The organism is Corynebacterium sp. LK2537, assembly GCF_040946485.1.
Lineage (GTDB): Bacteria > Actinomycetota > Actinomycetes > Mycobacteriales > Mycobacteriaceae > Corynebacterium.
In genome coordinates, this window is sequence record NZ_JAYWLQ010000004.1 from 67,814 (window position 1) to 93,885 (window position 26,072).

The 26,072-nt window shown below is 67.9% G+C and carries 18 protein-coding genes; 8 read left to right on the forward strand and 10 right to left on the reverse strand.

Annotation, left to right across the window (positions count from 1 at the left end):
* The first annotated feature begins 47 nt into the window (after nt 1-47).
* From VVS03_RS06490 to dcuC, 4 genes are all read left to right on the forward strand, one after another.
* Nucleotides 48-1,820 (forward strand): ABC transporter permease, encoded by a 1,773-nt coding sequence (locus tag VVS03_RS06490; RefSeq protein WP_368534426.1) that lies wholly within the window; start codon nt 48-50, stop codon nt 1,818-1,820.
* Nucleotides 1,817-2,461, forward strand: a complete 645-nt coding sequence (locus VVS03_RS06495) for an exonuclease SbcCD subunit D (protein ID WP_368534425.1) — start codon at nt 1,817-1,819, stop codon at nt 2,459-2,461. The genes VVS03_RS06490 and VVS03_RS06495 overlap by 4 nt, the downstream gene beginning before the upstream one ends.
* Nucleotides 2,462-2,697: 236 nt before the next feature.
* On the forward strand, nt 2,698-11,817 hold the full coding sequence (locus VVS03_RS06500) for a fatty acid synthase subunit beta domain-containing protein (RefSeq protein ID WP_368534636.1): 9,120 nt from the start codon (nt 2,698-2,700) through the stop codon (nt 11,815-11,817).
* A gap of 412 nt (nt 11,818-12,229) precedes the next feature.
* Nucleotides 12,230-13,645: a C4-dicarboxylate transporter DcuC gene (gene dcuC, locus VVS03_RS06505; protein ID WP_368534424.1), complete on the forward strand. Its 1,416-nt coding sequence runs from the start codon at nt 12,230-12,232 to the stop codon at nt 13,643-13,645.
* 36 nt (nt 13,646-13,681) lie between these two features.
* On the opposite strand, the gene VVS03_RS06510 is transcribed toward dcuC, so the two are convergent.
* Entirely contained in the window at nt 13,682-14,839 is a 1,158-nt protein-coding gene (locus tag VVS03_RS06510) for a YihY/virulence factor BrkB family protein (RefSeq protein WP_368534423.1), read from the reverse strand.
* A 79-nt stretch (nt 14,840-14,918) separates the two neighbouring features.
* Here VVS03_RS06510 and VVS03_RS06515 point away from each other — a divergent pair, with 79 nt between their 5' ends.
* The gene (locus VVS03_RS06515; RefSeq protein ID WP_368520434.1) at nt 14,919-15,413 is read left to right on the forward strand and encodes an S-ribosylhomocysteine lyase; all 495 of its coding nucleotides are present in this window, start codon (nt 14,919-14,921) and stop codon (nt 15,411-15,413) included.
* A 30-nt stretch (nt 15,414-15,443) separates the two neighbouring features.
* Here the strand turns inward: VVS03_RS06515 and VVS03_RS06520 are convergent, their stop codons facing one another.
* Nucleotides 15,444-16,550 carry a UDP-N-acetylmuramate dehydrogenase gene (locus VVS03_RS06520; RefSeq protein ID WP_368534422.1) on the reverse strand — a complete coding sequence of 369 codons (1,107 nt, stop codon included), beginning with the start codon at nt 16,548-16,550 and terminating at the stop codon, nt 15,444-15,446.
* 24 nt (nt 16,551-16,574) lie between these two features.
* Between VVS03_RS06520 and VVS03_RS06525 the strand changes: the two genes are divergently transcribed.
* From VVS03_RS06525 to VVS03_RS06535, 3 genes are read left to right on the forward strand one after another with little or no spacing between them, the layout of a single operon-like run.
* Nucleotides 16,575-17,066, forward strand: a complete 492-nt coding sequence (locus tag VVS03_RS06525) for a DUF2505 domain-containing protein (protein WP_368520436.1) — start codon at nt 16,575-16,577, stop codon at nt 17,064-17,066.
* A 15-nt stretch (nt 17,067-17,081) separates the two neighbouring features.
* Nucleotides 17,082-17,888, forward strand: coding sequence for a class I SAM-dependent methyltransferase (locus VVS03_RS06530; protein ID WP_368534637.1), 807 nt, complete (start codon nt 17,082-17,084; stop codon nt 17,886-17,888).
* Nucleotides 17,889-17,945: 57 nt separating this feature from the next.
* Nucleotides 17,946-18,749: a DUF2993 domain-containing protein gene (locus VVS03_RS06535; RefSeq protein ID WP_368534420.1), complete on the forward strand. Its 804-nt coding sequence runs from the start codon at nt 17,946-17,948 to the stop codon at nt 18,747-18,749.
* On the opposite strand, the gene VVS03_RS11320 is transcribed toward VVS03_RS06535, so the two are convergent.
* The 8 genes from VVS03_RS11320 to VVS03_RS06575 form a co-directional block, all read right to left on the reverse strand.
* Nucleotides 18,746-19,309: a hypothetical protein gene (locus tag VVS03_RS11320; RefSeq protein ID WP_409338397.1), complete on the reverse strand. Its 564-nt coding sequence runs from the start codon at nt 19,307-19,309 to the stop codon at nt 18,746-18,748. The genes VVS03_RS06535 and VVS03_RS11320 overlap by 4 nt on opposite strands.
* Nucleotides 19,310-19,322: 13 nt before the next feature.
* Nucleotides 19,323-19,601 (reverse strand): DUF2516 family protein, encoded by a 279-nt coding sequence (locus tag VVS03_RS06545; RefSeq protein ID WP_409338398.1) that lies wholly within the window; start codon nt 19,599-19,601, stop codon nt 19,323-19,325.
* A 36-nt stretch (nt 19,602-19,637) separates the two neighbouring features.
* Entirely contained in the window at nt 19,638-20,138 is a 501-nt protein-coding gene (locus VVS03_RS06550) for a CGLAU_01105 family protein (protein ID WP_368534638.1), read from the reverse strand.
* 131 nt (nt 20,139-20,269) lie between these two features.
* Entirely contained in the window at nt 20,270-21,580 is a 1,311-nt protein-coding gene (locus VVS03_RS06555; RefSeq protein WP_368534451.1) for a DUF445 domain-containing protein, read from the reverse strand.
* A 228-nt stretch (nt 21,581-21,808) separates the two neighbouring features.
* Nucleotides 21,809-22,183 carry a hypothetical protein gene (locus tag VVS03_RS06560; protein WP_070768891.1) on the reverse strand — a complete coding sequence of 125 codons (375 nt, stop codon included), beginning with the start codon at nt 22,181-22,183 and terminating at the stop codon, nt 21,809-21,811.
* 57 nt (nt 22,184-22,240) lie between these two features.
* Nucleotides 22,241-22,990 (reverse strand): succinate dehydrogenase/fumarate reductase iron-sulfur subunit, encoded by a 750-nt coding sequence (locus tag VVS03_RS06565; RefSeq protein ID WP_368534418.1) that lies wholly within the window; start codon nt 22,988-22,990, stop codon nt 22,241-22,243.
* Complete coding sequence (locus tag VVS03_RS06570) at nt 22,990-25,005, reverse strand: fumarate reductase/succinate dehydrogenase flavoprotein subunit (protein WP_368534417.1); 2,016 nt, start codon at nt 25,003-25,005, stop codon at nt 22,990-22,992. Before VVS03_RS06570 ends, VVS03_RS06565 begins: the two co-directional genes overlap by 1 nt.
* A gap of 30 nt (nt 25,006-25,035) precedes the next feature.
* On the reverse strand, nt 25,036-25,791 hold the full coding sequence (locus VVS03_RS06575) for a succinate dehydrogenase cytochrome b subunit (protein ID WP_290224413.1): 756 nt from the start codon (nt 25,789-25,791) through the stop codon (nt 25,036-25,038).
* Between the last annotated feature and the right edge of the window lie 281 nt (nt 25,792-26,072).

Genomic DNA, 26,072 nt, shown 5'->3' on the forward strand with positions numbered 1-26,072 from the left:
CACCTCCACCGCATCCACGCACTCACCTCACTAAGCGAGCAGAGCACATGACACCCACCACTGACACGCCACACCAGCCGGCAGGCCGCCGGCCGGGTCGGGCTAGCGCGGACCGTTCTGGTCGCGCGGGCAGCTCTGGTCGCGCGGGCGGTTGGTCGCGTGCGGGCGGCTGGGGCATCTACCCGGTGCTGCTTATCCTGTTGGTGCTGGTGGCCGCGCCGCTGGTGGCGGTGTTGAGCGGCGCGGTCTTCGGCTACCGGGACGAGCCCTCCGCCCTGGGCGACCTGGCGAAGGCGGACATGCTGCGCGTGCTGTTCAACACCGTGCAGCTGTCCGTGCTGGTGGTGGTCTTCGCCACGGTCTTCGCCGCGCCCCTGGCGCTGCTGCGGGCGTGGACGCCGCTGAAAAAGCACGAGTGGATGGAGGTCTTCATCCTCATCCCGTTTATGACCCCGCCTTTTGCCTCCGCCCTGGCGTGGATGGACTTCACCCGCCTGGGCGGGGTGGCGGACCTGCTCTTCGGCAAGACCGTGGGCAAGTTGGCTCACGATGCCATCTACTCCGTCGGCGGCATGGCCTTCATCATGGCCGCGGAGCTCTTCCCCTTCCTCTACCTCATCCTGCGCAACTGCTTTAGCGCCATTTCCGCCTCCAGCCTGGAGGCCGCCCAGGTCGCCGGCGCGAGCACCTGGCAGCAGTTCACGCGCGTGGTCGCTCCCCTGGTAGTCGGGCCCTATTCGCTGGGCGCGCTCATCGTCTTCATCAAGGCCGCCGGCGAGTTCGGCACCCCGGTCACGCTGGGCAACGCCATCGGCTACCCGGTGCTGGTCTCCTCCATCTACCAGGACGTGACCATCGACCCGCTGAATTTCTCCTCCGCCGCGGCGTCCTCCTCCGTGCTCTTCGCCCTGGGCGTTACCGCCTGGGCCTTCCAGCAGTGGATCGCGCGCAAGGATCTCACCGGCGGCGGGCGCGTGGCCCGGCAGGTGCACCTGCGCCTGTCCGGCCCCGGCAAGGCGGTTGCTTGGCTCTACTGCGCCCTGGTCTTTTTGGGCTCGGTCATCATCCCGTACATCGCCATCATCCTGTCCGCGATGACTATCCTACGCTCCCAGCCGCCCACGCCGGACAACCTGACCTTCGACTACTTCGGAATCGTGCTGTCCACGCCCTCGGCCCAGGAGGCGCTGCTGCGCAGCATCACCCTCGGCGCCATCGGCGCGTGCACGGCGGTGCTGCTGGCGCTGCTGGTCACGCTGGTGGGCCGGGCGGCGGCGCGCTCGCGGCATCGCCTGCCGGCGCGGGTGACGGACTTCTTCGCCGTCGCGCCGGATACCGTGCCGGGCATCGTCTTGGCCATCGGCTTTATCCTGCTGTGGAACTCGCCGCGGCTGCCGTGGTCGCCGTACGGCACCCAGGTCATCCTGGTCATGGCCTTTAGCGTGCTCTTTTTGCCCATGGCCGTGCAAAACATCAAGACCTCGGCCGGGGCGATTTCCCCGACGGTCTACGAGGCCGCGCAGGTGGCCGGCGCCAGCGGCGGGCAGACGCTGTGGCGCATTACCCTGCCGCTGCTGGCCCCCGGGCTCTTCGCCGGCTGGATCCTGGCGTTTTTCGTGGGCATCCGCGAGCTGGTGATGTCCTCGCTGATTAGGCCGTCCAATATCAACCTGCTGGCGCCGTGGATCATGAACCAGTTCGACCAGGGCCACCGGGCCGAGGCCATGGCCATGACGCTCATCGGCGTGGGCACCTCCACCGTCGTGCTGGTGCTGACCAACCTCTGGCAGGCCCGCCGGGCGAAGCGGGTGGCGGCATGAGTGTGCTGGTCCTCGGCGATATCCACCTCGGGCTACCCGCCGCCCCGGGCCTGGACTGGGCGGTGGGCATGCTGGAGGCCGGCGCGCGGGCGGGCGCGGCAGGCTTCATCTGCGCCGGCGACATCATCGACCGCGCGCGCTACACCGCGGACACCTACGGCGAGGTCACGGCCTTCTTCGAGCGCGCGGTGGAGCTTTTCGGGCCGGTGCATTTCATCGCCGGAAACCACGACACCCACCACCAGCTCACCCTGCCGCGCGGCGTGGTGGTCCACGAGTCAGCCCCGCACTCCTTCCGCTACCACGGCATGACCATCCACACCGCCGCGGTGGCCCAGGATCCGGATCCGCGCAGCGTGATCACCGCCTTCCCCGCCCGCGGCCGCGTGCCCGGCCCGCACCTGGGCGTGCTGCACACCAGCCTGACCGGCGACTACAGCCGCAAGCCCTGCCTGCCGGCCACCGTGGAGGACCTGACCCAGCTGGGCTACGACGCCTGGGTGCTGGCCCACGTCCACCGCCCCATCGAGCTGCACCAGGACCCGTTCATCGGCTGGGTCGGCATGGGCAGCGCGCTGCTGGTCGCAGCCGCTGGGGACGGCGTGGAGGTCACCCGCCTGGGCGCTGCCGCTGAGCAGTAGCTGGAGCAGCTAGGCCCGGCGGATCCGGGGGCGGGTGTGCGAGGGAGTCACCCTACCCCAAAATGTGAGTAATTACTCACATTTCGCGCGTGGCGGTACGTCTGCGACTGTGGGATGGGTTACTGTGTCTAGACCGCATTGATTTCCTATTGCTAACAACACAGTTTCCAGCAACAGGAGAAGTTGGTGCCGCACAAGTTGTTGCCAAATCCAGAAAAATCGAGGTAGACACCTATATGTCTTTGACTCCCTTGTTGACGTTAAACGCCGCTGAGACCTCACCGGCCCTCCTTTTCGCCGGCCAAGGCTCCCCCTGGCAAGAGACAGTGGCCGCCGCCGGAACGAGCCCGCAGGCGGAGCAGTTGACCGGGTTGCTCGCCCAGGTGCGCGTGTCCGCCGGTCCGGTGGCCCGGGCGATCGCCTCCACCTGCCCGGGCGTGTTCGAGCGCCTGGAGTCCCTGCTGAACAGCCCGGAGGCCACCAGCGCGGAGGCCGCGGCCGCGGACAAGCCCGGCGCGCCGGCGGCCGAAGCCGTCGACGCGGACGCCTTCCCGGCCTACTCGGTACCGGGCATCGTCCTAGGCCAGATCGCCGCCGTGGGCCAGCTGCGGGACCTCGGCCTGAACGTAGACAAGGCGCAGACCGCCGGCCACTCGCAGGGCTTACTCGGCGAGGCCGCGGTGGACAACCCGCAGGACGCCCTACTGCTGGCCGTGCTCATGGGCACCGCCGCGGCCCAGGTCCACGGCGCCCACGACACCCGCAGCCACATGCTCTCCATCCGGGGCCTGGACCGCGCGCAGGTGGAACAGCACCTGGCAGGCTCAGCCGCCGTGGCGGTGGTCAACGGCCGCCGCCACTTCGTCATCGCGGGCGCGCCGGAGGACCTGGCCGCCACGGAGACGGCCATCGCCACCGCGGCCGCCGCCTTCAACGAGCGCCTGGAGTCCCGCGAATTCGGCGGCGACGAGCTCGCCCCCGTCTTCGACTACCTGCCGGTGGCTCTGCCCTTCCACCACGCCAGCCTGGCCGGCGCCGTCGAGCGCACCGTCGAGTTCGCGGGCCTGTGCGGGATCGACGAAGACTTCGCCCGCACGCTCGCCCAGCAGATCCTGGTCGACGAGCACGACTGGCCGGCCACCGTCGCCGCCCTGGACGCCGACTACCTGCTGAGCCTGGACAAGGGCCTGACCAAGCTGACCCAGCCGCTGGTGGCCGGCACCGGGGTGGCCATCGTGGACGCCAACACCACGGCGGCGCGCAACGCGCTGGCCACTCCGGGCACCGCGCTGCCGGAGGGCACGGATTACTCCGAGTTCGCCCCGCGCCTGGTGCGCCTGCCGGACGGCGGCATCTACACCCAGACGCGCTTTTCCGCCGCCACGGGCCTGTCGCCCATCATGCTGGGCGGGATGACGCCGACCTCGGCGGACGCGGACATCGTCGCCGCGGCCGCCAACGCCGGCCACTGGACCGAGCTGGCCGGCGGCGGCATGTACTCGGACGAGGTCTTCACCGAGCACCGCAAGAACCTGGAGGCGCAGCTCAAGCCGGGCCGCACCGCCCAGTTCAACACCATGTTCTTCGACCGCTTCCTGTGGAACCTGCAGTTCGGCCAGGCGCGCATCGTGCCGAAGGCCCGCGCGGCCGGCGCCCCGTTTAACGGCGTGTGCGTTTCCGCCGGCATCCCGGAGGTCGACGAGGCCACGGCCCTGCTCGACCAGCTGCACGCGGACGGCTTCCCCTTCGTCTCCTTCAAGCCGGGCACGGCCCGCCAGATCCAGGACACCTTGAAGATCGCCGCCGCCAACCCGGACTCGGTCATCCTCATGCAGGTCGAGGACGGCCACGCCGGCGGCCACCACTCCTGGGTCAACCTGGACGACATGCTGCTGGCCACCTACGCCGATATCCGCGCCCACCGCAACGTGCTGCTGGCCGTCGGCGGCGGCATCTCCTCCCCGGAGCGCGCCGCGACCTACCTGACCGGTTCTTGGTCCACCGACTACGACCTGCCGGCCATGCCCGTCGATGCCGTCTTCATCGGCACCGTCGCCATGGCCACTAAGGAGGCCAAGGCCACCGACTCCGTCAAGCAGCTGCTAGTCGACACTCCGGGTGTCACCCCGAACGACAACGGCGGCTGGGTCGGCCGCGGCCAGGGCACCGGCGGCGTGGCCTCCTCCCAGTCCCACCTGCTGGCCGACATCCACGACCTGGACAACTCCTTCGCCAAGGCCTCCCGCCTTATCACCTCCCTGCCCATCGAGGACTACGGCGCCTGGCGCGAGGACATCATCGCCGCGCTCGCCAAGACCTCGAAGCCCTACTTCGGCGACGTGGAGACCATGACTTATGCCGAGTGGGTCAACCGCTTCGTCGAGCTGGCCCACCCCTTCGCCGATCCCAGCTGGGACGACCGCTTCCTCGACCTGCTCCACCGCATCGAGGCGCGCCTCAACGCCGCCGATCACGGCGAGATCGACACCCTTTTTGCCACCGTCGACGACGTCGCCGACGCCCCGGCCGCCGCCGCCCGGCTGCTGGAGGCCTACCCGGAGGCAAACGAGGTCCAGGTCTCGCCGCGCGATGCCGCCTGGTGGATCTCCCTGCACTACAAGCACGTCAAGCCCATGCCGTGGGTGCCCGCCATCGATGGCGATCTCAAGACTTGGTTCGGCAAGGACACCCTCTGGCAGGCCCAGGACGCCCGCTACACCGCCGACCAGGTCCGCATCATCCCCGGCCCGGTGGCCGTTGCTGGTATCACCAAACTCAACGAGCCCGTCGCCGAGCTGCTCGCCCGCTTCGAGCAGGGCACCACGCAGTCCCTGGAGACCGCGGGCCAGCAGCCGGTCGAGGCTTTCTCCCGCCTGGCCGACGCCCGCGATGCCGCCGCCTTCCTGCGCGCCGCTCCCACCCTGGTCTGGCACGGCCACCTGATGGCCAACCCCGCCTACGAGATGGACCCGGACGCCTACGACCTCATCCAGGACGAGGACGGCAACTGGTCCATCCGCATTACCGCGGACTCCTACTGGGACAACCTGCCGGAATACGAGCGCCCCTTCTACGTCCGCGAGGTCACCGTCCCGGTGGACCTGCCGGCAGACGTGGCCACCGGCGGCTCCCCGGTCGTCTCCGACGAGCGCCTGCCCGACTCCGTCTTCGCCCTCCTGTCCGGCCTGGCCGGCGTCGGCTCCACCGCCGAGCAGGGCGACGAAATCACCGAGATGCCCCAGATCGTGCCGGGCTCTATCACCGAGTCCACCCCCTTCGGCGTCGCCCACTATTCCTTCCACCTGCCGGCCTCCCTCCTGTCCGCCCACACCGCCGTGACCGGCGCGGCCCTGCCGGCGAGCACCCCGGCCGAGGAGGCATCGGCCAGCCCCGCCGCCGGCACCCCGGACGTGCTGGTCGGGCCCTGCTGGCCGGCCATCTACACCGCCCTGGGCTCCGGGCAGCTGGAGGATGGCTACCCGGTCATCGAGGGCCTGCTCAACGCCGTCCACCTCAACCACGTCATCGACGTGCGCGTCCCGCTCGAGGAGCTGGCCGACCGCCGGCGCATTGACGTGACCTCCTGGTGCTCGGCCATTGAGGAGTCCAGCTCCGGGCGGATCGTCACCGTCGAGTTGGAGCTGCGCGACCACGCCAGCGGCGAGGTCGTGGCCACCCAGATGCAGCGCTTTGCCATCCGCGGCCGCGCCCACGGCCACAACCAGCCCAGCCCCGCCCCGGAGTGGGGCGGCGGCAAGTCCGCCGCCAAGGTGGAATCCACCCCGCGCTCCTTCCTGGACCGCGCCGTGGTCACCGCCCCGGCTGACATGACCCCCTTCGCGCTGGTCTCCGGCGACTACAACCCGATCCACACCTCCGCCAACGCCGCCGGCCTGGTCGGCCTGTCCGCCCCGCTGGTGCACGGCATGTGGCTGTCTGCCACCGCCCAGCACCTGGCCGGGCGCCAGGGCCGAGTGGTGGGCTGGACCTACTCCATGTTCGGGATGGTCCAGCTCAACGATGCCGTAGAGATCACCGTCGAGCGCGTCGGCCGCAAGGGCATCCACGCCGCCCTGGAGGTCACCTGCCGCATCGACGGCGAGGTCGTCTCCGTCGGCCAGGCCCTGCTGGCCCAGCCGCGCACCGCCTACGTCTACCCGGGCCAGGGCATCCAGGCCCCCGGCATGGGCCGCAGCGACCGCGACGCCTCCCCGGCCGCCCGCGAGATCTGGCGCCGCGCTGACCGGCACACCCGCGACCACCTCGGCTTCTCCATCCAGCAGATCATCGATGAGAACCCGACCGAGCTGGCCGTACGCGGCGAGGTCTTCCGCCACCCGCAGGGCGTGCTGCACCTGACCCAGTTCACCCAGGTCGCCCTGGCCGTGGTCGCCTACGCCCAGACCGAGCGCCTCCGCGAGGCCGACGCCCTGGCGTCCGGCTCCTACTACGCCGGCCACTCCCTGGGCGAGTACACCGCCCTGGCCTCGCTGGCCAACATCTTCGACCTCGAGGGCGTTATCGACATCGTCTACTCCCGCGGCTCCGCCATGGGCTCGCTGGTCCCGCGCGATGCAGAGGGCAACTCCAACTACGCCATGGCCGCGCTGCGCCCGAACATGGTGGGCATCCCGGCCGAGGACGTCGCCGACTACGTCGCCGGCGTGGCCGAAGCCACCGGCGAGTTCCTGGAGATCGTCAACTACAACATCGCCGGCCAGCAGTACTCCGTGGCCGGCACCAAGGCCGGCCTGGCCGCGCTGCTGGAAAAGACCAACGCCATCAAGGACCGTGCCGTGGTGATGGTGCCGGGCATCGACGTGCCCTTCCACTCCCGCGTGCTGCGCGACGGCGTGCCGGCGTTTGCCGACAAGCTGGACGAGCTCCTGCCGGAGCAGCTCGACCTGGACGCCCTGGTCGGCCGCTACGTGCCGAACCTGGTGGCCCGCCCGTTCGAGCTGACCCAGGACTTCGTCGACGCCGTCGCCCCGCTGGCGCCCTCCGGCCGCCTGGACGGCCTGCGCGTGGACGACATGGACGACAACCAGCTGGCCCGCCTGCTCATGATCGAGCTGCTGTCCTGGCAGTTCGCCTCCCCGGTGCGCTGGATCGAGACCCAGGAGCTGCTCTTCGGCCGCGTCGACCAGATCATCGAGGTCGGCCTGGCCAGCTCCCCGACGCTGACCAACCTGGCGCAGCGCTCCCTCGCCGTGGCCGGCCTCGAGCTGCCCGTCTACAACGTCGAGCGCGACCAGGACCAGGTCATGCTCTCCGACGTGCGCTCCGCCCCAGCCACCCCGGCGCCGGAGGAGGCCGCGGCCGCAGACTCGGACTCCACTGCTGAGCCGGCCACCGCCAAGCCGGCCGCGGCCCCCGCGCCTGCCCCGGCTCCGTCTACGCCTGCTGCCCCGGCTGCCCCGGCTGCAGGCGCCCCGGCGTCTGCCGCTCCGGAGCTTAACTTCGACGCGGCGCAGGCCATCATGGTGCTCTTTGCCTTCCAGAACAAGATCCGCCTGTCCCAGATCAATGACACGGACACCGTCGAGGAGCTGACCAACGGCGTGTCCTCGCGCCGCAACCAGCTGCTGATGGACATGTCGGCCGAGATCGGCGTGCCCGCCATCGACGGCGCCGCCGATGCCGACGTCGCCACCCTGCGCGAACGCGTCAACACCGCCGCGCCCGGCTACGCCGCCTTCGGCTCCGTGCTCACCGAGGCCATCGGCTCCCGCCTGCGCCAGCTCTTCGGCGCCGCCGGCCTGAAGCCGGCCTTCGTGGGCGAGTACGTCACCGGCACCTGGGGCCTGCCCGAGTCCTGGACCGCCTTCGTGGAGGCCGAGGTACTCCTGGGCACCCGCGCGGAGGACTCCGTGCGCGGCGGCAGCCTGGCCACCCTGCCGGATTCGGCCAGCTCCAAGTCCGCGGTCACCGACCTTCTGGACCAGGCCATCGAGGCCGTCGCAGCGGATCACTCCGTCACCGTCAGCAAGGGCGCGGCCAGCTCCGCGGCCGGCGGCGGCGTGGTGGACTCCGCCGCGCTGGAGGCCTACGCCGAGACCGTCACCGGCGAAAACGGCGTGCTGGCCACCGCCGCGCGCCAGGTGCTCGACCAGCTGGGACTTGCCCCGCAGGAGACCACGCCCGAGGCCCCGGACACCACGCTCATCGAGGCCGTCGAGGCCGAGCTCGGCTCCGGCTGGCTCAAGCTGGTCACCCCGTCCTTCGACGCCAACCGCGCCGTCCTCTTCGACGACCGCTGGGCCAGCGCCCGCGAGGATCTTGCCCGCATCGCCCTGGGCGAGACGGACGCGGCCGACACGGCGGACCAGGACACCGTCCGCTTTAGCGGGGCGGGCCAGACCGTCGCAGAGCAGGCCACCTGGTGGGCCGAGCACGGCGACCTGCCGGAGGCTGCCGAGCGGCGCCTGCGCGGCATCGCCAAGCTGGCGGGCCAGGACCCGGCCGGCGACTTTGCCGGCGAGGTCGCGCTGGTCACCGGCGCGGCGCCAGGCTCGATTGCCTCCGCCCTGGTGGAGGGCCTGCTGGCCGGGGGTGCCACGGTCATCATGACCGCCTCCCGGGTCAGCCAGTCCCGCAAGGAATTCGCCCGCAAGCTCTACGCCCGCCACGCCGCCCCAGGCGCGGCCCTGTGGCTGGTGCCGGCCAACCTGTCCAGCTTCCGCGACGTGGATTCGCTCATCGAGTGGATCGGCACCGAGCAGCGCGAGTCCGTGGGCAACGAGGTCAAGATCCTAAAGCCCGCGCTGACCCCGACGCTGGCCTTCCCCTTCGCCGCGCCTTCGGTTACCGGCTCGCTGGCCGATGCCGGCTCCGCCACCGAGAACCAAGCCCGCCTGCTGCTGTGGTCGCTGGAGCGCACCATCGCGGGCCTGAGCTCCCTGGCGCAGCAGGCCGTGGACACCCGCTGCCACGTCGTGCTGCCCGGCTCGCCGAACCGCGGCGTGTTCGGCGGCGACGGCGCCTACGGCGAGGTCAAGGCCGCCCTCGATGCCATCCTGGCCAAGTGGAGCGCCGAGGCCGGCTGGCCGGCCGGCGTCACCCTGGCGCAGGCGAAGATCGGCTGGGTGGCCGGCACCCACCTGATGGGCGGTAACGACGGCCTGGTGCCCGCCGCCGAGGCCGCCGGCATCCACGTCTGGTCCCCGCAGGAGATCTCCGCGCAGCTGCTGGACCTGGCCTCCGCCGACAACCGCGAGCGCGCCGCCCAGACCCCGGTCGAGCTCGACCTGACCGGCGGGCTGGAGGGCGTGTCCCTGCGCGAGCTGGCCGAAAACGCCGCCGCCCAGCCGGCGGCGACGGAGGAGGTAGCCGAAGCCCCCGCCACGATCACCGCCCTGCCCACCCCGGCGCGCCCGCAGCAGCCGGTGCTGGGCGCCACCCCGGACGAAGGCGTTGGCACCGTCACGACGGACCTGGATGACCTGGTGGTCATCGCCGGCGTGGGCGAGGTCAGCTCCTGGGGCTCGGGCCGCACCCGCTTCGAGGCCGAATACGGCCTGGACCGCGACGGCGGCGCCGAGCTGACCGCCGCGGGCGTGCTCGAGCTGGCCTGGATGACCGGGCTGATTTCCTGGTCGGAGGATCCGCACCCGGGCTGGTTCGACGCCGAGGGCAACGAGGTCGCCGAGGAGGAGATCTACTCCCGCTTCCGCGACGAGGTCGTCGCGCGCGCCGGCGTGCGCACGCTCAGCGACAAGTACCACCTGGTCGACCAGGGCTCCATCGATCTCACCGAGGTCTTCCTGGACCGCGACATCACCTTCACCGTGCCCGACGAGCAGTCCGCCCGCGACATCGCCACCGCCGACCCGGACTTCGTCCGCATTCAGCCGGCCGACGACGAGTGGGAGGTCACCCGCCTCAAGGGCGCCCGCGTGCAGGTGCCGCGCAAGGCCACGCTGACGCGCACCATCGCGGCCCAGATGCCGGACAACTTCGACGCCTCCCGCTGGGGCATTCCGGACCACATGCTGGACTCGCTGGACCGCATGGCGGTCTGGAACCTGGTCACGGCCGTCGATGCCTTCACCCAGGCCGGATTCAGCCCCACCGAGCTGCTCCAGGCCGTGCACCCGGGCCAGGTGGCCACGACGCAGGGCACCGGCATCGGCGGCATGGAGAGCCTGCACAAGGTCTTCGTCACCCGCTTCCTGGGAGGCGACCGGCCCAGCGACATCCTGCAGGAGGCGCTGCCGAACGTCATCGCGGCGCACACCATGCAGTCGCTGGTGGGCGGCTACGGCTCGATGATTCACCCCATCGGCGCCTGCGCCACCGCGGCCGTGTCCATCGAGGAGGGCGTGGACAAGATTGCCCTGGGTAAGGCCGACGTGGTCATCGCCGGCGGCATCGATGACGTGCAGGTCGAGTCCCTGACCGGCTTCGGCGACATGAACGCTACGGCGGAGACCGCGGCGATGCTGGACAAGGGCATCGACGGCCGGTTCATCTCCCGCGCCAACGACCGGCGCCGCGGCGGCTTCCTCGAGGGCGAGGGCGGCGGCACCGTCATCCTGGCCCGCGGCAGCCTGGCCGCCGAGCTCGGCCTGCCGGTCCACGCCGTGGTCGCGCACGCGGCCTCCTACGGCGACGGCGCGCACACCTCCATCCCGGCCCCGGGCCTGGGTGCGCTGGGTGCCGGCCGCGGCCGGGAGAACTCCCGCCTGGCCAAGTCGCTGCGCGGGCTGGGGCTTTCCCCCAACGACGTGAGCGTGCTGTCCAAGCACGACACCTCCACCAACGCCAACGACCCGAACGAGTCGGAGCTGCACTCCCTGCTCTGGCCGGCCATCGGCCGCGATGCCGACCAGCCGCTGTTCGTCATCTCGCAGAAGACCCTGACCGGCCACTCCAAGGCGGGCGCGGCCCTGTTCCAGACGGGCGGGCTCATCGACGTCTTCCGCACCGGCGTCCTGCCGGCGAACGTGTCGCTGGACTGCGTGGATCCGCTGATTGCGCCCAAGGCGAAGAACCTGGTCTGGCTGCGCAGCCCGCTGGATCTTGCCGGCGGCGGCCAGCCCGTCCGCGCGGCGGCGCTGACCTCCCTGGGCTTCGGCCACGTCGGCGCCCTGCTGGTCTACGCCCACCCCGGCGTCTTCTACGCCGCGGTGCGCCAACAGCGCGGCCAAGACGCCGCCGATGCCTGGCTAGCCCACGCCAACCAGCGCCTAGCCCGCGGGCACGCCCACTTCGAGGCCGGCATGCTGGGCCGCGCCCCGCTGTTCGAGATCATCGAGTCCCGCCGCCTGCCCGGCGAGTCCAAGCAGGCCGAGGCCGCCATGCTCCTGGACGAGAACGCCCGCCTCGGCGCGGACGGCTTCTACCCGGAGGCCTAGCGCTCTAGGCACTCCAGCCGCTCTAGGCGCCACCACGAGAGTTCCGGACAAGTTTTGCCCTCCGGGGCAGGGTTCCAGCCCTAAACTTGCCCGGAACTCTCTTTTCTTGCCGGGAAGCCCTGGGCAGCCTTAAACCGCCCTGAGGTGTCCCGGCCGCGGCCCAGCGACGGCAGTGCCCAAGCCTGCCGGCGCATCCAACGCACTCCCGGCGACCCCAATGCGAGTTCCGGACAAGTTTTGCGTTCCAGGACGGGCTCCCAGCCCCAAACTTGCCCGGAACTCTCGCTTTGACTTTTATAACGATTCTCATTTCTATTCCCATTTCGGGAGTGACCGGCCTGCGATGGTGATATCCTAAAACAGCAGTGGTTATAACAAGTCCTGTCTCTCTCCATCAGCGAAAGGGCTCCTTATGCTCTACCTGTTCATCTCCCTGCTTTCCATCGCCGCGGTGGCTTACCTCATTTACAAGAAGGTTCACGCAGCTTCTGCCATTTTCTTTACTGGCGTCATCCTCTTAATGCTCGCCGCTGCCACCGGCCGCGCCGAGTTCCGAGCCACCGAAATCGACCCCACCGGTAATTCCTTCTACGACCAGTTGCTCGTCGTGGAATCCCTGTTCAAGGAGCGCTTCTCCGGCATCGGTATGGCGATCATGGTGCTCTTCGGCTTCGTGTCTTATATGCGCCATATCGGCGCGGACGCGAAGACAGTCGTCGCGCTCTCCAGCCCGCTGCGCCGTTTTAAGGGCTCCTACTGGCTCGTGCCAGTCGGTTTCCTGATAGGTAACCTGCTCTCCCTGGTTATTCCCTCGGCCGCCTCCCTCTCGCTGCTCCTGGTAGCCACCCTGTTGCCGGCCCTCATCGCCGCGGGGCTGACTCCGCTCACCGTGGGCGCCATTGTGGTCACGTCTTCGACCATCATCCCTACCCCGCTAGAGGCCGGCCTCATCCAGGGCGCCGATCTCACCGACATGTCCGTCACTGAATTCGTTTACGGTTCGGTCGCCTGGGCCACCGTTCCGACGCTGGTCATTACAGCATTCATCCACGTGTGGTGGCAGCGCCGCTGTGACCTGAAGGAGGCCGCCGCGGATAAAGCCGCTACTGCCGACGATGCCGTCCCTACCGACGCCTCAGACCAGACCGCACGGGACGCCATCGAGCGCGCCGCAGGCCTACCGCGCTACTACGCCCTGCTGCCCCTGCTTCCGCTAGTGCTCATTCTTATTTCGGCTGCTCTAAACCGGCTGGGAGCCCTTCCTTTCGAGGCTGGCATTCTCCCTGTCACGGTGGTTTCCCTCCTCATCGCCATGCTGATTGAGTCGGTCCGGCACCGCTCTATCAATGGCGCGCTCGACTCCGGCAAGTCTTTCTTCAAGGGGATGGGCGAAGGTGCGGCTGGCGTCGTGGCCCTGTTGGTCGCGGCCGCGGTGCTCATCGAGGGCATCACGCAAATGGGCGTCATCGACATGCTCATTAGCGCCACTGAAGGTTCGCGCGGCGCCGCCGTGGTCATCGTCCTCATCTTCGTGCTAGCCACCGCAGCGATGGCCGCGCTCACTGGGTCTGGTACTGCTCCCTACTTCGCCTTTTCTGAGGTCGTTCCCTCGCTGGCCGCCGACACGTCCATCCACGCCCCACAGATGCTCACTGCAATCTGGGGCACCTCGAATCTGATGCGGCAGGCCTCCCCCGTCAACGCCGCGGTCATCATCGTCTCCGGCGCCATCAACGTCAACCCCGTCCGCTTGGTCAAGCGCACCGCCGTGCCGATGGTCGCCGCAACGGTGCTCAACACCTTGTTCGCGTTCCTGCTGATCGGCTAGCAAACGCTAGCCCTGCGCCCGCCGGCTGACAGCCGCCTAGGACTCGTCCGGGGTTTCGGGGCTGTCGGCCTCGGCGGCATCGCGGATGTCTCCGGAGCGGGCCCAGAGGTCTTCCTGGGCGGCGAGTTGGGCGCGGGCGGCGGTGTCGTCGCGCGGGGCGGCCTGGATGTGCTGCTCCGAATGCAGGCCCAGCTGCAGTTCCTTGGCGCGCAGGATCTCGGCGTCGATCTTGATGCCCACGATGAGCACCGTATTCATGATCCAGATCGCAGCGAACAGGGCCATGACGGTACTGATGGCGCCGTAGGCGCTCATGCTGGCCACGTACTGCACGAACAAGCCGAAAGCGAACCAGACCAGGCCGTTGACCCCGACAGCGACGATGGAGCCCAGGGTCAGCCAGCGGAAGCGCTCGGGACGCACGTTGGGCGCGTAGTGGTAGAGCACCGCCACGAGGGTCAGGACCACCAGCAGCGTGATGGGGAATCGCAGCCAGTTCCACACCGGCAGGAAGATGCTGATGAGGAATTCGGCGGCCTCTTGGAGCCCGAGCTGGTCGGCGACGGGCTGGATGGCGCCGGTGACGATGGTATCGCGCAGCAGGTTGGCAAAGAGCACGATGACCGCGCCGATGACCAGCACCAGCGTCAGGCCCCACATCAGCGACCAGGTGCGGATGAGGCTGCGGCCCTCCATCCGGCCGTAGACCAGGTTCGCGGTCCGCGAAAAGGCCCGCACGTAGGCGGAGGCGGAAAACAGGGAGATGAGCACCGAGATCACCAGCGCCAGGGTGCCTTCGGCCGTCGAGCCGATGATGGAGCCGACGATGGAATTGGCCTGCTCCTCGAAGGTATGCGGCAGGTATTGGTCGATAAATTCCGAGGTCACCCGCAGGACTTCTTCTTTGCGGCTGGCGAACAGCAGCGTGGCGATGGAATAGGCCGCCAGCACCGTCGGGGCAAAGGCCATGAGGGTGAAGTAGGTCATCGCGGCGGCGCGGTCCAAGAAGCCGTCGTGGAAGAAGTCGCGCCAGGTACGCCGGAAGACCAGCGCCCAGCTGTCCTTGCGCAGCCGGTTGCTGCGGGCTAAGGGATCGGCGTCCCCCGAGTGGCCGGCCACGCGCAAGACGTCGGAGCCGTCCATGGGGACGACGGTCTCCACGGGTACAGCGTCCGCCGGTTCGTGCTTAGTCACAGCTATAGACCTTAAAGCACCCGCTGGGTGCGCAAGAAATGGACACCCACCCCGGCGGGGTGTCGTTAGACTGGGAGGCATGACTGAAAAGAACAATGCTTCCGAAAAGACCCCGTCGAACGTCGAATCCTTCGAGCTGGACCACCGCCTGGTGGCCGCGCCGTACGTGCGCGTGGCCGGCAAGACGGATCTGGGCGATGGCAAGGAGGTCATCAAGTACGACCTGCGCTTCTGCCAGCCCAACAAGGAGCACCTGGACCCGAAGGCCATGCACTCCATCGAGCACATGATGGCCCAGTTCATGCGCAATTACACCGACAAGCTCATCGGCTTTGCCCCGATGGGCTGCCTGACCGGCTTTTACGCCATCACCAACGGCATGGGCCGCGAGGAGCTGCTGCGCGCGCTCGAGGGCGGGCTGAACGACATCCTGAACGCCACCGAGGTCCCCGCCGCCAACGAGGTCCAGTGCGGCTGGGGTGCCAACCACTCCCTCGAGGGCGCGCAGGAAGCCGCCCGCGCCTTCCTGGACAAGAAGGACGAGTGGGACCAGGTCATGGCCGAGGATAAGTAGCTAGAGGACAAGCAGCCCGAGGACAAGTAGCTAAATACTCACGCCCAGCCAGACCGGCTCGGGCACCAGCTCCACGCCGAAGGCCTTCTTTACCCCGGCGCGGATGTCGCGGGCGAGCCGAACGATGTCGTCCGCGCTGGCCCCGCCCCGGTTGGTCAGCGCCAGCGTGTGCTTGGTAGACAGGGTGGCGGCCCCGTGGCCGGGGTAGCCCTTGTCGAAGCCGGCGCGCTGGATGAGCCACGCGGCGCTCAGTTTCTCCTGGGTGCCGCTCTCGCCGTTTCCAACAGAAGCACCACCAGAAACAACATGGCGCGGCATGGAGTCCTCGCCGGTGGCGGCCTGGATGGAATCGGCGACGGCGCTGGGCACGATGGGGTTGGTGAAAAAGGAGCCGGCGGACCAGGTGTCGTGGTCGCTGGCGTCTAGGACCATGCCCTTGCCGCGGCGCAGGCTGAGGACCTGCTCGCGCACGTCGGCGACGGGGCGCTGCTCGCCCGGGGTGTCGGTGAGCTGGCCGAAGCGCAGGGGCCGGGAGAGCCCGTCGGTGGTCAGCTGCAGCTCGATTTCCAGCACGACGGCGCGGCCGGTGAACTTCAGGTTGGAGTAGCGGTAGGCCAGTTCCAGGTCACTGGCCGGCACCCACTCGGTCTGTCCACTGTCACGGTGGTAGAGCTTGACCTGGGTGAGCACGTCGGAAATTTCCGCCCCGTAGGCGCCGACGTTTTGGACGGGTACGGCGCCCGCGTTGCCCGGGATGCCGGACAGGCACTCGATGCCGCCCAGGCCCGCCTCGACGGTGGCAGCTACCACGGCGTCCCAGTTGGCGCCGGCTTGGGCGCGGACGATGCCGGACTCGGCATCGATGGCCACGGCGTCGAAGTCGAGCAGCACGGCGACGTAGTCGAGCTGGCCGTCGGCGACGACCAGGTTGGAGCCGCCGCCGACGATGACTAGGGGCGCGCGGGAGGCATCGATAGCAGCGATGGCTTGGGCAGCTGCTTCGGGGGTCGCGGCGCGCACACAGGCCCGCGGGGAGCCGCCGATGCGCAAGGTGGTCAGATCCGCGAACGTCACCTGTGGATCGAGCTCCACCCCGTCAATTTCATTCAGCTGCTGGGTCAATAATTCTTTCGGCACGTTATCCACGGTAGTCTGTATACCATGTCAACTCGTAGCGAAAACACCGTGACTATCAATCAGCCCATCGAGAAGGTGCACGAAGCTCTGCGTACCGAGGCTTACTGGGAGTACGTGGTAGCCAACCTGTCGCCGGATCCGGGCCAGGTGCACGACTTCACCAACGACACCGCGATCCTGTACGAGATCCTGCCGACCACCCTGCTGCCGGAGGCCGTGCGCGCCATGGTTTCCCAGGACCTGAAGGTCAAGCGCGTGTTCACCACCTCCGATCTGGACGGCAACGCGGCCGATGCCAACTACACCGCCGACGTCAAGGGCACCCCGGTGGACTTCAAGGGCGAGATCAAGCTGACCGGCGAGGGCGAGACCACCACCCTGGCCTACACCAACGAGATCTCCGTCAACATCCCGATGATGGGTGCTGCCATCGAGCCCAAGGTGGGCGAGGCTCTCGAGGAGCTGTTCAACAACGAGGGCGCCCTGACCGACAAGTGGATCACCGACAACCTCTAAACGCTTGCTCCTTAAATGGCCGACCACGCGCATAACCTGAAGGCTAACCCCAGCGCGGGTCGGCCTTATGGCGTCATTACCCGCGGCACCACCGCGGTCAACCGGCTGCGGCGCTGCGACCGGTGGATGCACGCCCACCCGGACATCGCCTCGCTGCTGCGCAGCCACCCGGTCCCGCACGCCATCGACGTCGGCTACGGTGCCTCCCACACCACCACCGTGGAATGGGCGCGCTGGCTGCGCCGGATCAACCCGCACACGCGGGTCACGGGGCTGGAGGTCAACCCGGAGCGGGTCCTGCCGCCGCGCGACGGCGTGGAATTCGAGCTCGGCGGCTTCGAGCTGGCCGGCTACCGCCCGCACCTGGTGCGCGCCTTCAACGTGCTGCGCCAGTACGACGTCGACCAGGTTCCGGAGGCCTGGGAGACGGTCTGCGCGCGGCTGGCCCCGGGCGGGGTCTTCGTGGAGGGCACCTGCGACGAGCTGGGCCGCCGCGCCACCTGGATCCTGCTGGACGCTGCCGGCCCGCAGACGCTGACCCTGGCGTGGGATCCCTTCGACGTGGAGCGGCCCTCCCAGCTCGCCGAGCGCCTGCCGAAGGCGCTCATCCACCGCAACGTGCCGGGCGAGGGCATCTACGAGCTGCTTTCGGCCGCGGATCGCGCCTGGGATCACTGCGCCGGCTGGGCGCCGCACGGCCCGCGCGTGCGCTGGCGGATGGCCCAGGCCCTGCTTCGCGATGCCGGCCTGCCCATCGCGCCCTCCCGCCGCCGGCTGCGCGACAACCAGCTGACCGTTGACTGGGAATTCGTCGCCCCCTAGGGCGATTTTTGCGCCCCGCATTGCCGAAGCCCACCGTTATGGGCGAAACTGGTGTGCATGGCTCAAAAGAAATCTGCCGCATCGACGGCTTGGAAGATCATCGTCGGGGTGCTCGTCGCCCTCCTGGTTCTCGTCCTCGTCGCCGAGTTCGGCCTGCGCTGGTTCGTCGGAGACAGGATGAAAACACAGCTGCGCGAGAACGCCGAGGCAGACGGCGTGGTGATGCAGGAAGATCCTTCCGTGAACTTCGGCGCCAGCCCGCTGGTCATCGGCGTGCTCAGCGGCACCATCGGGCAGATCAACATGGACGTGCCCTCCACGCTGGACATCTCGGACGCGGGCATCAAGGGCCAGCCCGCCGCGCAGCTCGAGGTCACCGACCTGGAGATGAACACCGAGACCGCCGGGCACCTGGTGGCCACCACCACCCTGCCCGACGAGTTCCTGCTCAAGACCTTCCAGGACAGCCTGCGCGAACAGTCCGGCCTGGACATGCTGGGCGATATCGTGGTCACCGACATCACCTCCAAGGACGCCGAAAACGTCCTCGAGGTGCAGCTGGGCGGCGGGCTGGCCACCCTGTCGCTGACCCCGCACGCCGCCGACGGCAACCTGAAGATCGAGGCCACCAAGTCCACCCTCTTCGGCATGGAGCTGCCCGCGGAGGTCACCCAGCAAATCACCCAGTCGCTGTCCGACGGCCTGTCCGATCAGATGGCCGGCAACGCGCTGGCCATCGAGGACGTGCAGGTCCAGGAGGGCACGCTGAAGATCACCGTGGCTGGGGATAACGTCAAGCTCTCCGAGGCGCAGAACGCCGCCGGCGGGGCCGCCAACGAGCAGGAACAGCAGCCGGCCTAAGGCGTGGCGACGGCCACGCGGCCGGCGGCCAGCGCGTCCACCTGCTGCGCGGTATCCAAGGGGGAATCCGCCCAGTAGACCTGCTCGAGGCGGGTCGTCTCTGGCCCCTCCTGGTCGCCGCGGCTGATGGCGCGCTGGTAGCCGGCCTTTTCGGCCGTGTCGAGCACCGTGTCGACCACGGTAGCGTCGGCGGCGGCATCGGCAGCCGGCAGAATGACGCCCAGCACGACCGGGTCGGGGCAGGCCTCGCGGACCGTGACCAGATCGGTGAGCAGGGCGTTGGGGTCGTTCAAGGTGGCATCGACAGCCACCCAGATTTCGGCGGCGCCGTTCTGGACCGCCAGGCGGGCCTCCGTCGCCTTAATCAGGCTGTGGTGCCTACCGGTGGGAAAACCGGCGACGGCCGCTACGTGGCCGGCGGCGGCCTGCGGCAGGTGGTGCGGGCTGAGCAGTACGGGGCCGGCGGATTCCTGCAGGGCGCGCTCCACCTGCGGCCGGGACGCGCGGGTCAGGTCGCGGAAGACCCGCTGGGCGAGCCACTCGGCATCATTGAGCGACATTGTGGCGCTGGGTCTAGTAGCGGTAGTCGCCGTTGATGAGGGCGCGCAGCTGCGGGCGCACGTCGAACCAGTAGACGCCCACGCAGACCGCCGCGATCCACTTCAGGAAGGGCAGGTTCAGCAGCAGTGCCAGGGCCGAGCCGGCCATGATCGCAACCCACGTCATCTTGGACTGGCGGTCCCCGGCGGTAAACGCGTCCTCCCGGGTGTTGGCGGCCATCACGGCGCCCACGATGGCGGCGATGGCCACGCCCCAGAACAGCACCGTCTCGATCGCGGTCAGTACGAAAATAACGGGATTATCGAGAAAGAACACTAGCTGTTAAACCTACTTCTCTTGGTTGTCCTCAGTGGAGATTACCTCTCCATCGATGATATCTTGCGTCGGATCCGCCACCGAATCCGCGCCCTTGGCGTGCTTGCCGGCGCCTTCCTGCTCGGTGGTCGCACCGTTGGCGCGGCGGCGCTCCTGGGCGGTGTTGACGGCCTCATTCACGCCGTCCTTAGTGGCGTTGTAGGCTTGGCCGAAGTTGTCCTTGGCGGCGTTGAAGGACTCGGAGTCCTTGGTGCCCTCCACCGCGCGGCGCAGGGATCCGCCGTAGTCCTTCGCGGCGGCCTTCGCCTTGTCCACCAGGGAGGCGTCCTCGCCGACCTCCGGCTTATCGGTTGCGTGGCTGCTGCGGTCCTCGCGGAAGCGGTCCGTGAAGTCCTTCGCCACGCCCAGGGCGGAGGCGCCGGCCTCCTTGATCGGGCCCCAGGATTCCTTCAGCGAATCCGCGATGGACTTGTCATTGTTTCCGTTGTCCGGCTGCTGCGTGTGCTCGGCCATGGTTTTCTCCTCGGGGAAATACTTTCGTTCGGTTCTTTAGGTCGTGCCGGTATGGGATTTTTAAAAACTGGTCGTGCAGGCGGATTCGGCGCCGCGGAGAGAGCCCAGTGGGAAGTCCCAGAACGCCGTCCCTAAACGCCAAATATGAGGTGATTAACAGTGTAGATGACCAAGCCGGCCAGCGCACCGACAATGGTGCCGTTCAGGCGGATGAACTGTAGATCCTTGCCGACCATGAGCTCGATCTTTTCGGAGGCTTCCTCCGCGTCCCAGCGCTCGATGGTCTCGGAAATGATCGAGGTGACCTCGCCGGAGTAGTTGTCCGCTAGGAAGGCCGCGGTGCCGTTGATGCGGCGGTCCAGGCTGGCGCGCAGCTGCGGGTCCTCGCAGATATTGGTGCCCCACTGCAGGCACAGGTCCCGGATCTTCTCGCGCAGCATCGAGTCCGGGTCTTCGGCCTGCGCGATGATGGCGGCCGCCGACTGGCGCCAGATGGCCTGCGGGGCGCGCTGCATGCGCTCCGAGCCCATCAGGTCGACCTTGAGCTCCTCCACGCGGCGGATGATGCCCGGGTCGTGCTGCAGGTCGTCGGCAAACTTGTCGAGGCTGCGGCGAATGGACTGGCGGGCTGGGTGGTTCTTGTCCGCCTTGACCTCGTCGGCGAACTGGACCAGCTCCCGGTAAACCTTCTCGCCCACCAGCGAGCGCGCAAAGCGCGGCGCCCACTGCGGCATGCGCTCGTCGATGAGCCGCACGACGGGCTCTTCCATCTGGCCGACCTTGGCGTGGGCGTAATCGATGAGCTCGTCGACGACGGGCTCGACCTTGCCGTCGGCGATAAGCCCTTCCAGCAGCCGCCCGGCCGGCGGGCCCCACTCGGGCTCGGCCAGCCGGTCCAGGATCTGGGACTGGATGAGCGCCTCGGCGTCCTTCGGGTCCAGCGCCCGGATGGCGTTGGCCGTCAACTTGCCCGCCTCCCGGGAGGCCTTCGCGGCGTTTTCCTCCTGGGACAGCCAGCGGCCCAGCTTGTCCGGCAGCTGCGCCTGGGAGACCTTGTCCGTGATCAGCTCGGCGTTGAGGAAGTTCTCCCCGACGAACTCCGACAGGGCCTCGCCCACCTGGTCCTTCTTGCGCGGGATGAGCGCCGTGTGCGGGATGGGGATGCCCATCGGGTGCCTAAACAGCGCCGTGACGGCGAACCAGTCCGCCAGGCCGCCGACCATGCCGGCCTCCGCGGCCGCGCGCACGTAGCCGACCCACACCGGCGCGCCCCCGGGCTGGTTCTGCCACCAGGAGCACGCGAAGAAGATGACGGCCGCCAGGCCCAGCAGCGCGGTGACGAAAATCTTGTGGTTCCGCAGCGTGCGGCGCCGCTCCTGCTCCACCTCCGGCGACGGCCCCGGCACGGGGCGGCTAGCGATGCCACCGGCGCTGGCCTCCAGTGCCTGGCCCTCGAGGCTAGCCCCCTCGTAGCTAGCAACAGTGCTGTGCTTGCCCAACGTGAATACTCCTTAACCGCCGCGCAGTGTCTTTTTACTTAACCATTCTGCCTCATGTGGGGCCCGGCGCCGGGGTGCTGGGCCGGGCGAGGTGGCATCGTTAAGCCCTTTAGGGCAAGAAAAAACCGCACCCGCCAGCAACGGGTACGGCTTGTGTCCTTGGCGTTTGGCCTAGTTAACGCGACCAGTTTCCTTGCGGTACTGGTGGTAGTAGCGGCGCCCGAACTTCACGGAGACGATGGCCGCGATGGAGATGATGACGGCCAGGACCACACCGATGATGATGGTGGTGTCCACGTGCGCCTCGGAGGCGGTGCCGTTCGGGAACAGGTAAATGCCAAGGCCCCAGGTGATGATGCCGATGGCCGGCAGGATGCCCATGATGAGGCCCATGCCCACCCAGGTGGAGGTGCGCAGCAGCGAAGAGTGCGGCGCGGCGAACGACATGGGCTCGTAGCCCTCGATGTAGTTGTCCTGGATCTTGCCGGAAAACTCCGGGTAGGTCTCGCTCGCGTGATCCGCGATTGCCTGGGAATGAGTGCTCATAGGGATGAACTTTCTGCCGGAATCGGTTGTTACTGGTGTTTCTCTACTGACTATAGTCTAGTCGTCCTTGCCGCGGAAAGCAGCACGGGCACGTTCGCGGGTGACCGCGGAGACCGCGGTCAGCGGAACGCCGGCCGGGCAAACGTCGGCGCACTCGCCGTACAGCGAGCAGTGGCCGAAGTTCTGCTCCAGGTCGTCGACCATGTTGCGGGCGCGACGACCGCGCTCTTCCTTGCCCAGCGGCATCAGCGACAGGTGCACCAGCTTGGCGCCGGTAAACAGGTGGGCTGCGCCGTTCGGGCAGGCCGCCACGCAGGCACCGCAGCCGATGCAGGCCGCGTGGTCCAGCGAGTGCTCGGCGGTCTCGTGGTTGATGTGCATGGTGTCGGCGTCCGGGGCGGTGCCGGCGTCCATGGAGACGTAGCCACCCTGCTCCATCACGTGATCGAGGGCGCTGCGGTCGACCACCATGTCCTTGATGACCGGGTAGGCCGCGGAGCGGAAGGGCTCGATCTTGACGGTGTCACCGTCGTTGAACTGGAACAGGCGCTGCTGGCAGGCCGGGGTGTTCTGGCCCGGGCCGTGCGGGCGGCCGTTAACAGTCAGACCACAGGTGCCGCAGATGCCCTCGCGGCAGTCGGAAGCGAACGCGAACGGCTCTTCGCCACGCTCGATGATTCCGTCGTTGACGTGGTCCAGCAGCTCCAGGATGGACATCTGCTCTTCAGCGTCGTCGACCTGGACCGTCTCAAACTTGCCTTCTTGGGTCGGTCCGGCCTGACGCCAGATCTCAAGTGTCAGTTTCATTACTTGTAGTTCCTTGTCATCAGCGGGATCGAATCAAAGTACAGGGGCTCGGCGTGGCGGATGAACTCGTGCTCACCTTCGCCCGCCTCCCAAGCGGAGACGAAGCACCAGTGCTCGTCGTCTCGCTCGGCCTCGCCGTCCTCGGACAGGTGATCGTCGCGGAAGTGCGCGCCACAGGACTCGTCGCGGTCCAGGGCGTCGATGCACATCAGCTCACCCAGGTCCAAGTAGTCGGCCACGCGGGCGCCGTACTCGAGCACCTGGTTCATGTCCTCGGCGGAGCCCGGGATCCGGACGTTGGCCCAGAACTCGGCGCGCAGCTCGCGGATCTTGCCGATGGTGGTCTTCAGATCCTCGACGTTGCGGGACACGCCGCAGCCCCAGTAGAGGAGCTCGCCCAGCTTGCGGTGGTAGTAGGCCGGGCCGTGCGGGTCGTTGCCGCGGACGTTCATCAGGCGGTCGATGCGGCCCTTAGCGCGCTCCAGGGCGCGCTGTGCGGCCTCGGAGTCCTCGGCCAGCTTGTCCTCACCGAGGTGGTTAGCCAGGTAGTTCGGGATGGTGAACGGCAGGGTGAACCAGCCATCCACGGAAGCCGACAGCAGCGAGTTCGCGCCCAGGCGGTTAGCGCCGTGGTAGGTCCAGGAGCACTCACCGGCGGCGAACAGGCCGTCGATGGAGGTCATCTCGTTGAAGTCGCTCCACAGGCCACCCATGGTGAAGTGGCAGGTCGGGGCGATGCGCATCGGGGTCTCGTAGGCGTCCTCGCCGATGGCTTCCTTGTACATCTCGATCAGGTTCGAGTAGCGCTCGCGGATCTTGTCCTTGCCGAGGCGCTCGATGGCGTCGCGGAAGTCCAGGTAGACCGAGTTCTTCAGCGGGCCCACGCCGAGGCCGGCGTTGATCTGCTGGGAGATGGCGCGGGAGGCGACGTCACGCGGGACCAGGTTGCCGAAGGCCGGGTAGCGGCGCTCCAGGAAGTAGTCGCGCTCCTCCTCCGGGATGGAGTTGGGGTCGCGGTCATCGCCCTCGGTCTTCGGGGACCAGATGCGGCCGTCGTTACGCAGCGACTCGGACATCAGGATGGTCTTCGACTGCCACTCGGAGTTGACCGGCAGGCCCGTCGGGTGGAACTGGATGAACGACGGGGAGGCCAGGTAGGCGCCCTGCTCGTAGGCGCGCATCATGGCGCCGGCGTTCGAGTTCTTCGCCAGGGTGGACATGTGGAAGACGTTGCCGTAGCCACCGGTACCCAGGATGACGGCGTGGCCGGTGAAGGCCTTGAGCTCGCCGGTAATCAGGTTACGGGTGACGATGCCGCCGGCGCGCTTGGTGCCGTTGTCATCGTAGGTGATGATGTCCTGCAGATCGTGGTGGGAGAACAGCTCCACGTTGCCCAGGCCGATCTGGCGGTACAGCGCCGAGGTGGTCGACAGCTGCAGCTGCTGACCCGTTTGGCCACGGGTGTAGTAGGTACGGGAGACCTGCACACCACCGAAGGAACGGGTGGCCAGGGTGCCGCCGTACTCACGGGCGAACGGGGCGCCGATGGCGTTCATGTGGTCGATGACACGGCCGGACTCGGAGGCCAGGCGCCAGCAGTCGGACTCGCGGCAGCGGTAGTCGCCGCCCTTGACGGTGTCCTTGGTGTGGCGGTAAGCCGAGTCGTTGTCGACCTTCTTGGAGCGCGAAGAGTTCACGCCGCCCTGGGCCGCGATGGAGTGCGCACGGCGCGGGGAGTCGTGGTAGGTGAAGACCTTCACGTTGTAGCCGAGCTCGCCGAGGGAGGCCGCGGCGGCGCCGGCGGACAGGCCGGTGCCAACCACGAGGACCTCGAATTTGCGGCGGTTCAGCGGGGAGACCAGCTGCATGTGGTCCTTCTGGTAGCTCCACATGTCCTTCATCGGGACGCCGTGGGGCTCGTTCGACTCCAGGATCTTGCCGGGGCGCACGCCCTCGACGATGGACTCTGGGTGCGAGAAGTCCGGGTGCTCTCGCTTCAGTTCGGTATTAGTCATGGGTTCAAATATTCCTATCAGTCCTAGTTACTAACTGACGAAGCCAAAGGCGACGGACAGGGGCATAACGATGTTGCCAATGCAGACGATGGCCGGAATCAGGTAGGCCAGCACCAGGAAGGTCTGACGCCACTTGTATCCGGTGATACCCAGGTCAGACGCAGCCAGCTTGATGCCGTGGGTCAGGTGCAGGAACAGGCAGCACATGGCCAGCACGTAGAAGATGGTCACGGGCCAGCGGCTGAAGGTAGCAATCATGTTGGCCTTGACGGCGCCGTGGACGAAGGCGTCCGGAGCGGCCGGGGCCACGCCCATGGTCAGGTCCAGCAGGTGGAAGATGAGGAACAGCAGCAGCACGATGCCGGTGACCAGCATGGACTTGGTAGCGAAAGAGTCCAGGCCGCCCATCAGGTTGGAGCGGCGGAAGCTGCCGCGCGAAGCCTTGGAGCGCGAGTGCAGCGCGATAGCACCGTAGATGTGGCCGACCAGGGCAACCAGGAGCACGATGCGGATGATCCACAGGGCCGTGCCGTGCGGCAGCAGCGGCTCACCCAGGGAGCGCAGGAACTCGCCGTAGACGTCCAGGGCTTCCTCCCCGCCATGGGCGGGCATGTACAGCTTCAGGTTGCCGGCCATGTGGCCGACGACGAACAAAGCGAACAAGAGACCGCTGACCGCCATGATGAGCTTGAGAGCCCACGACGGGACGCCGGGGGTCTGGCGGATCGGTTCTTCACTGATACGACCGTGAGCGATTGCCTCACGGTCAGGTTTCTTCAAAGTCATGACACCTCCATAGTCAACCTAGACTTTACGCAGGATATGGGCCTTTCTCCTAGTTATGAGCTGGCCTAAAGGACCGGAGGCAAATTTTGCCTTGGCCGAAATTACCCAGCTTTAGGTAAGGGTGTCCAAATCTGCGTTTTAGGAAACGGGGCGCCACCTTGGCAACTCGCAATTAGAAAACACGTGTGTTGTGTAATTATTTTGACATTTGTGAGGTTGGTCACCCGGCGCGTTAATGGTGAATGACTTACCCCAATTGGTGTCATACTTTCGCAGGTATC

Bases quoted from the DNA above. Each gene is read 5' to 3' on its own strand.
- VVS03_RS06490 (WP_368534426.1), top strand. From the start codon at position 48: ATGACACCCACCACTGACACGCCACACCAGCCGGCAGGCCGCCGGCCG.
- VVS03_RS06495 (WP_368534425.1), top strand. From the start codon at position 1,817: ATGAGTGTGCTGGTCCTCGGCGATATCCACCTCGGGCTACCCGCCGCC.
- VVS03_RS06500 (WP_368534636.1), top strand. From the start codon at position 2,698: ATGTCTTTGACTCCCTTGTTGACGTTAAACGCCGCTGAGACCTCACCG.
- dcuC (WP_368534424.1), top strand. From the start codon at position 12,230: ATGCTCTACCTGTTCATCTCCCTGCTTTCCATCGCCGCGGTGGCTTAC.
- VVS03_RS06515 (WP_368520434.1), top strand. From the start codon at position 14,919: ATGACTGAAAAGAACAATGCTTCCGAAAAGACCCCGTCGAACGTCGAA.
- VVS03_RS06525 (WP_368520436.1), top strand. From the start codon at position 16,575: ATGTCAACTCGTAGCGAAAACACCGTGACTATCAATCAGCCCATCGAG.
- VVS03_RS06530 (WP_368534637.1), top strand. From the start codon at position 17,082: ATGGCCGACCACGCGCATAACCTGAAGGCTAACCCCAGCGCGGGTCGG.
- VVS03_RS06535 (WP_368534420.1), top strand. From the start codon at position 17,946: ATGGCTCAAAAGAAATCTGCCGCATCGACGGCTTGGAAGATCATCGTC.
- VVS03_RS11320 (WP_409338397.1), bottom strand. From the start codon at position 19,309: ATGTCGCTCAATGATGCCGAGTGGCTCGCCCAGCGGGTCTTCCGCGAC.
- VVS03_RS06550 (WP_368534638.1), bottom strand. From the start codon at position 20,138: ATGGCCGAGCACACGCAGCAGCCGGACAACGGAAACAATGACAAGTCC.
- VVS03_RS06560 (WP_070768891.1), bottom strand. From the start codon at position 22,183: ATGAGCACTCATTCCCAGGCAATCGCGGATCACGCGAGCGAGACCTAC.
- VVS03_RS06565 (WP_368534418.1), bottom strand. From the start codon at position 22,990: ATGAAACTGACACTTGAGATCTGGCGTCAGGCCGGACCGACCCAAGAA.
- VVS03_RS06570 (WP_368534417.1), bottom strand. From the start codon at position 25,005: ATGACTAATACCGAACTGAAGCGAGAGCACCCGGACTTCTCGCACCCA.
- VVS03_RS06575 (WP_290224413.1), bottom strand. From the start codon at position 25,791: ATGACTTTGAAGAAACCTGACCGTGAGGCAATCGCTCACGGTCGTATC.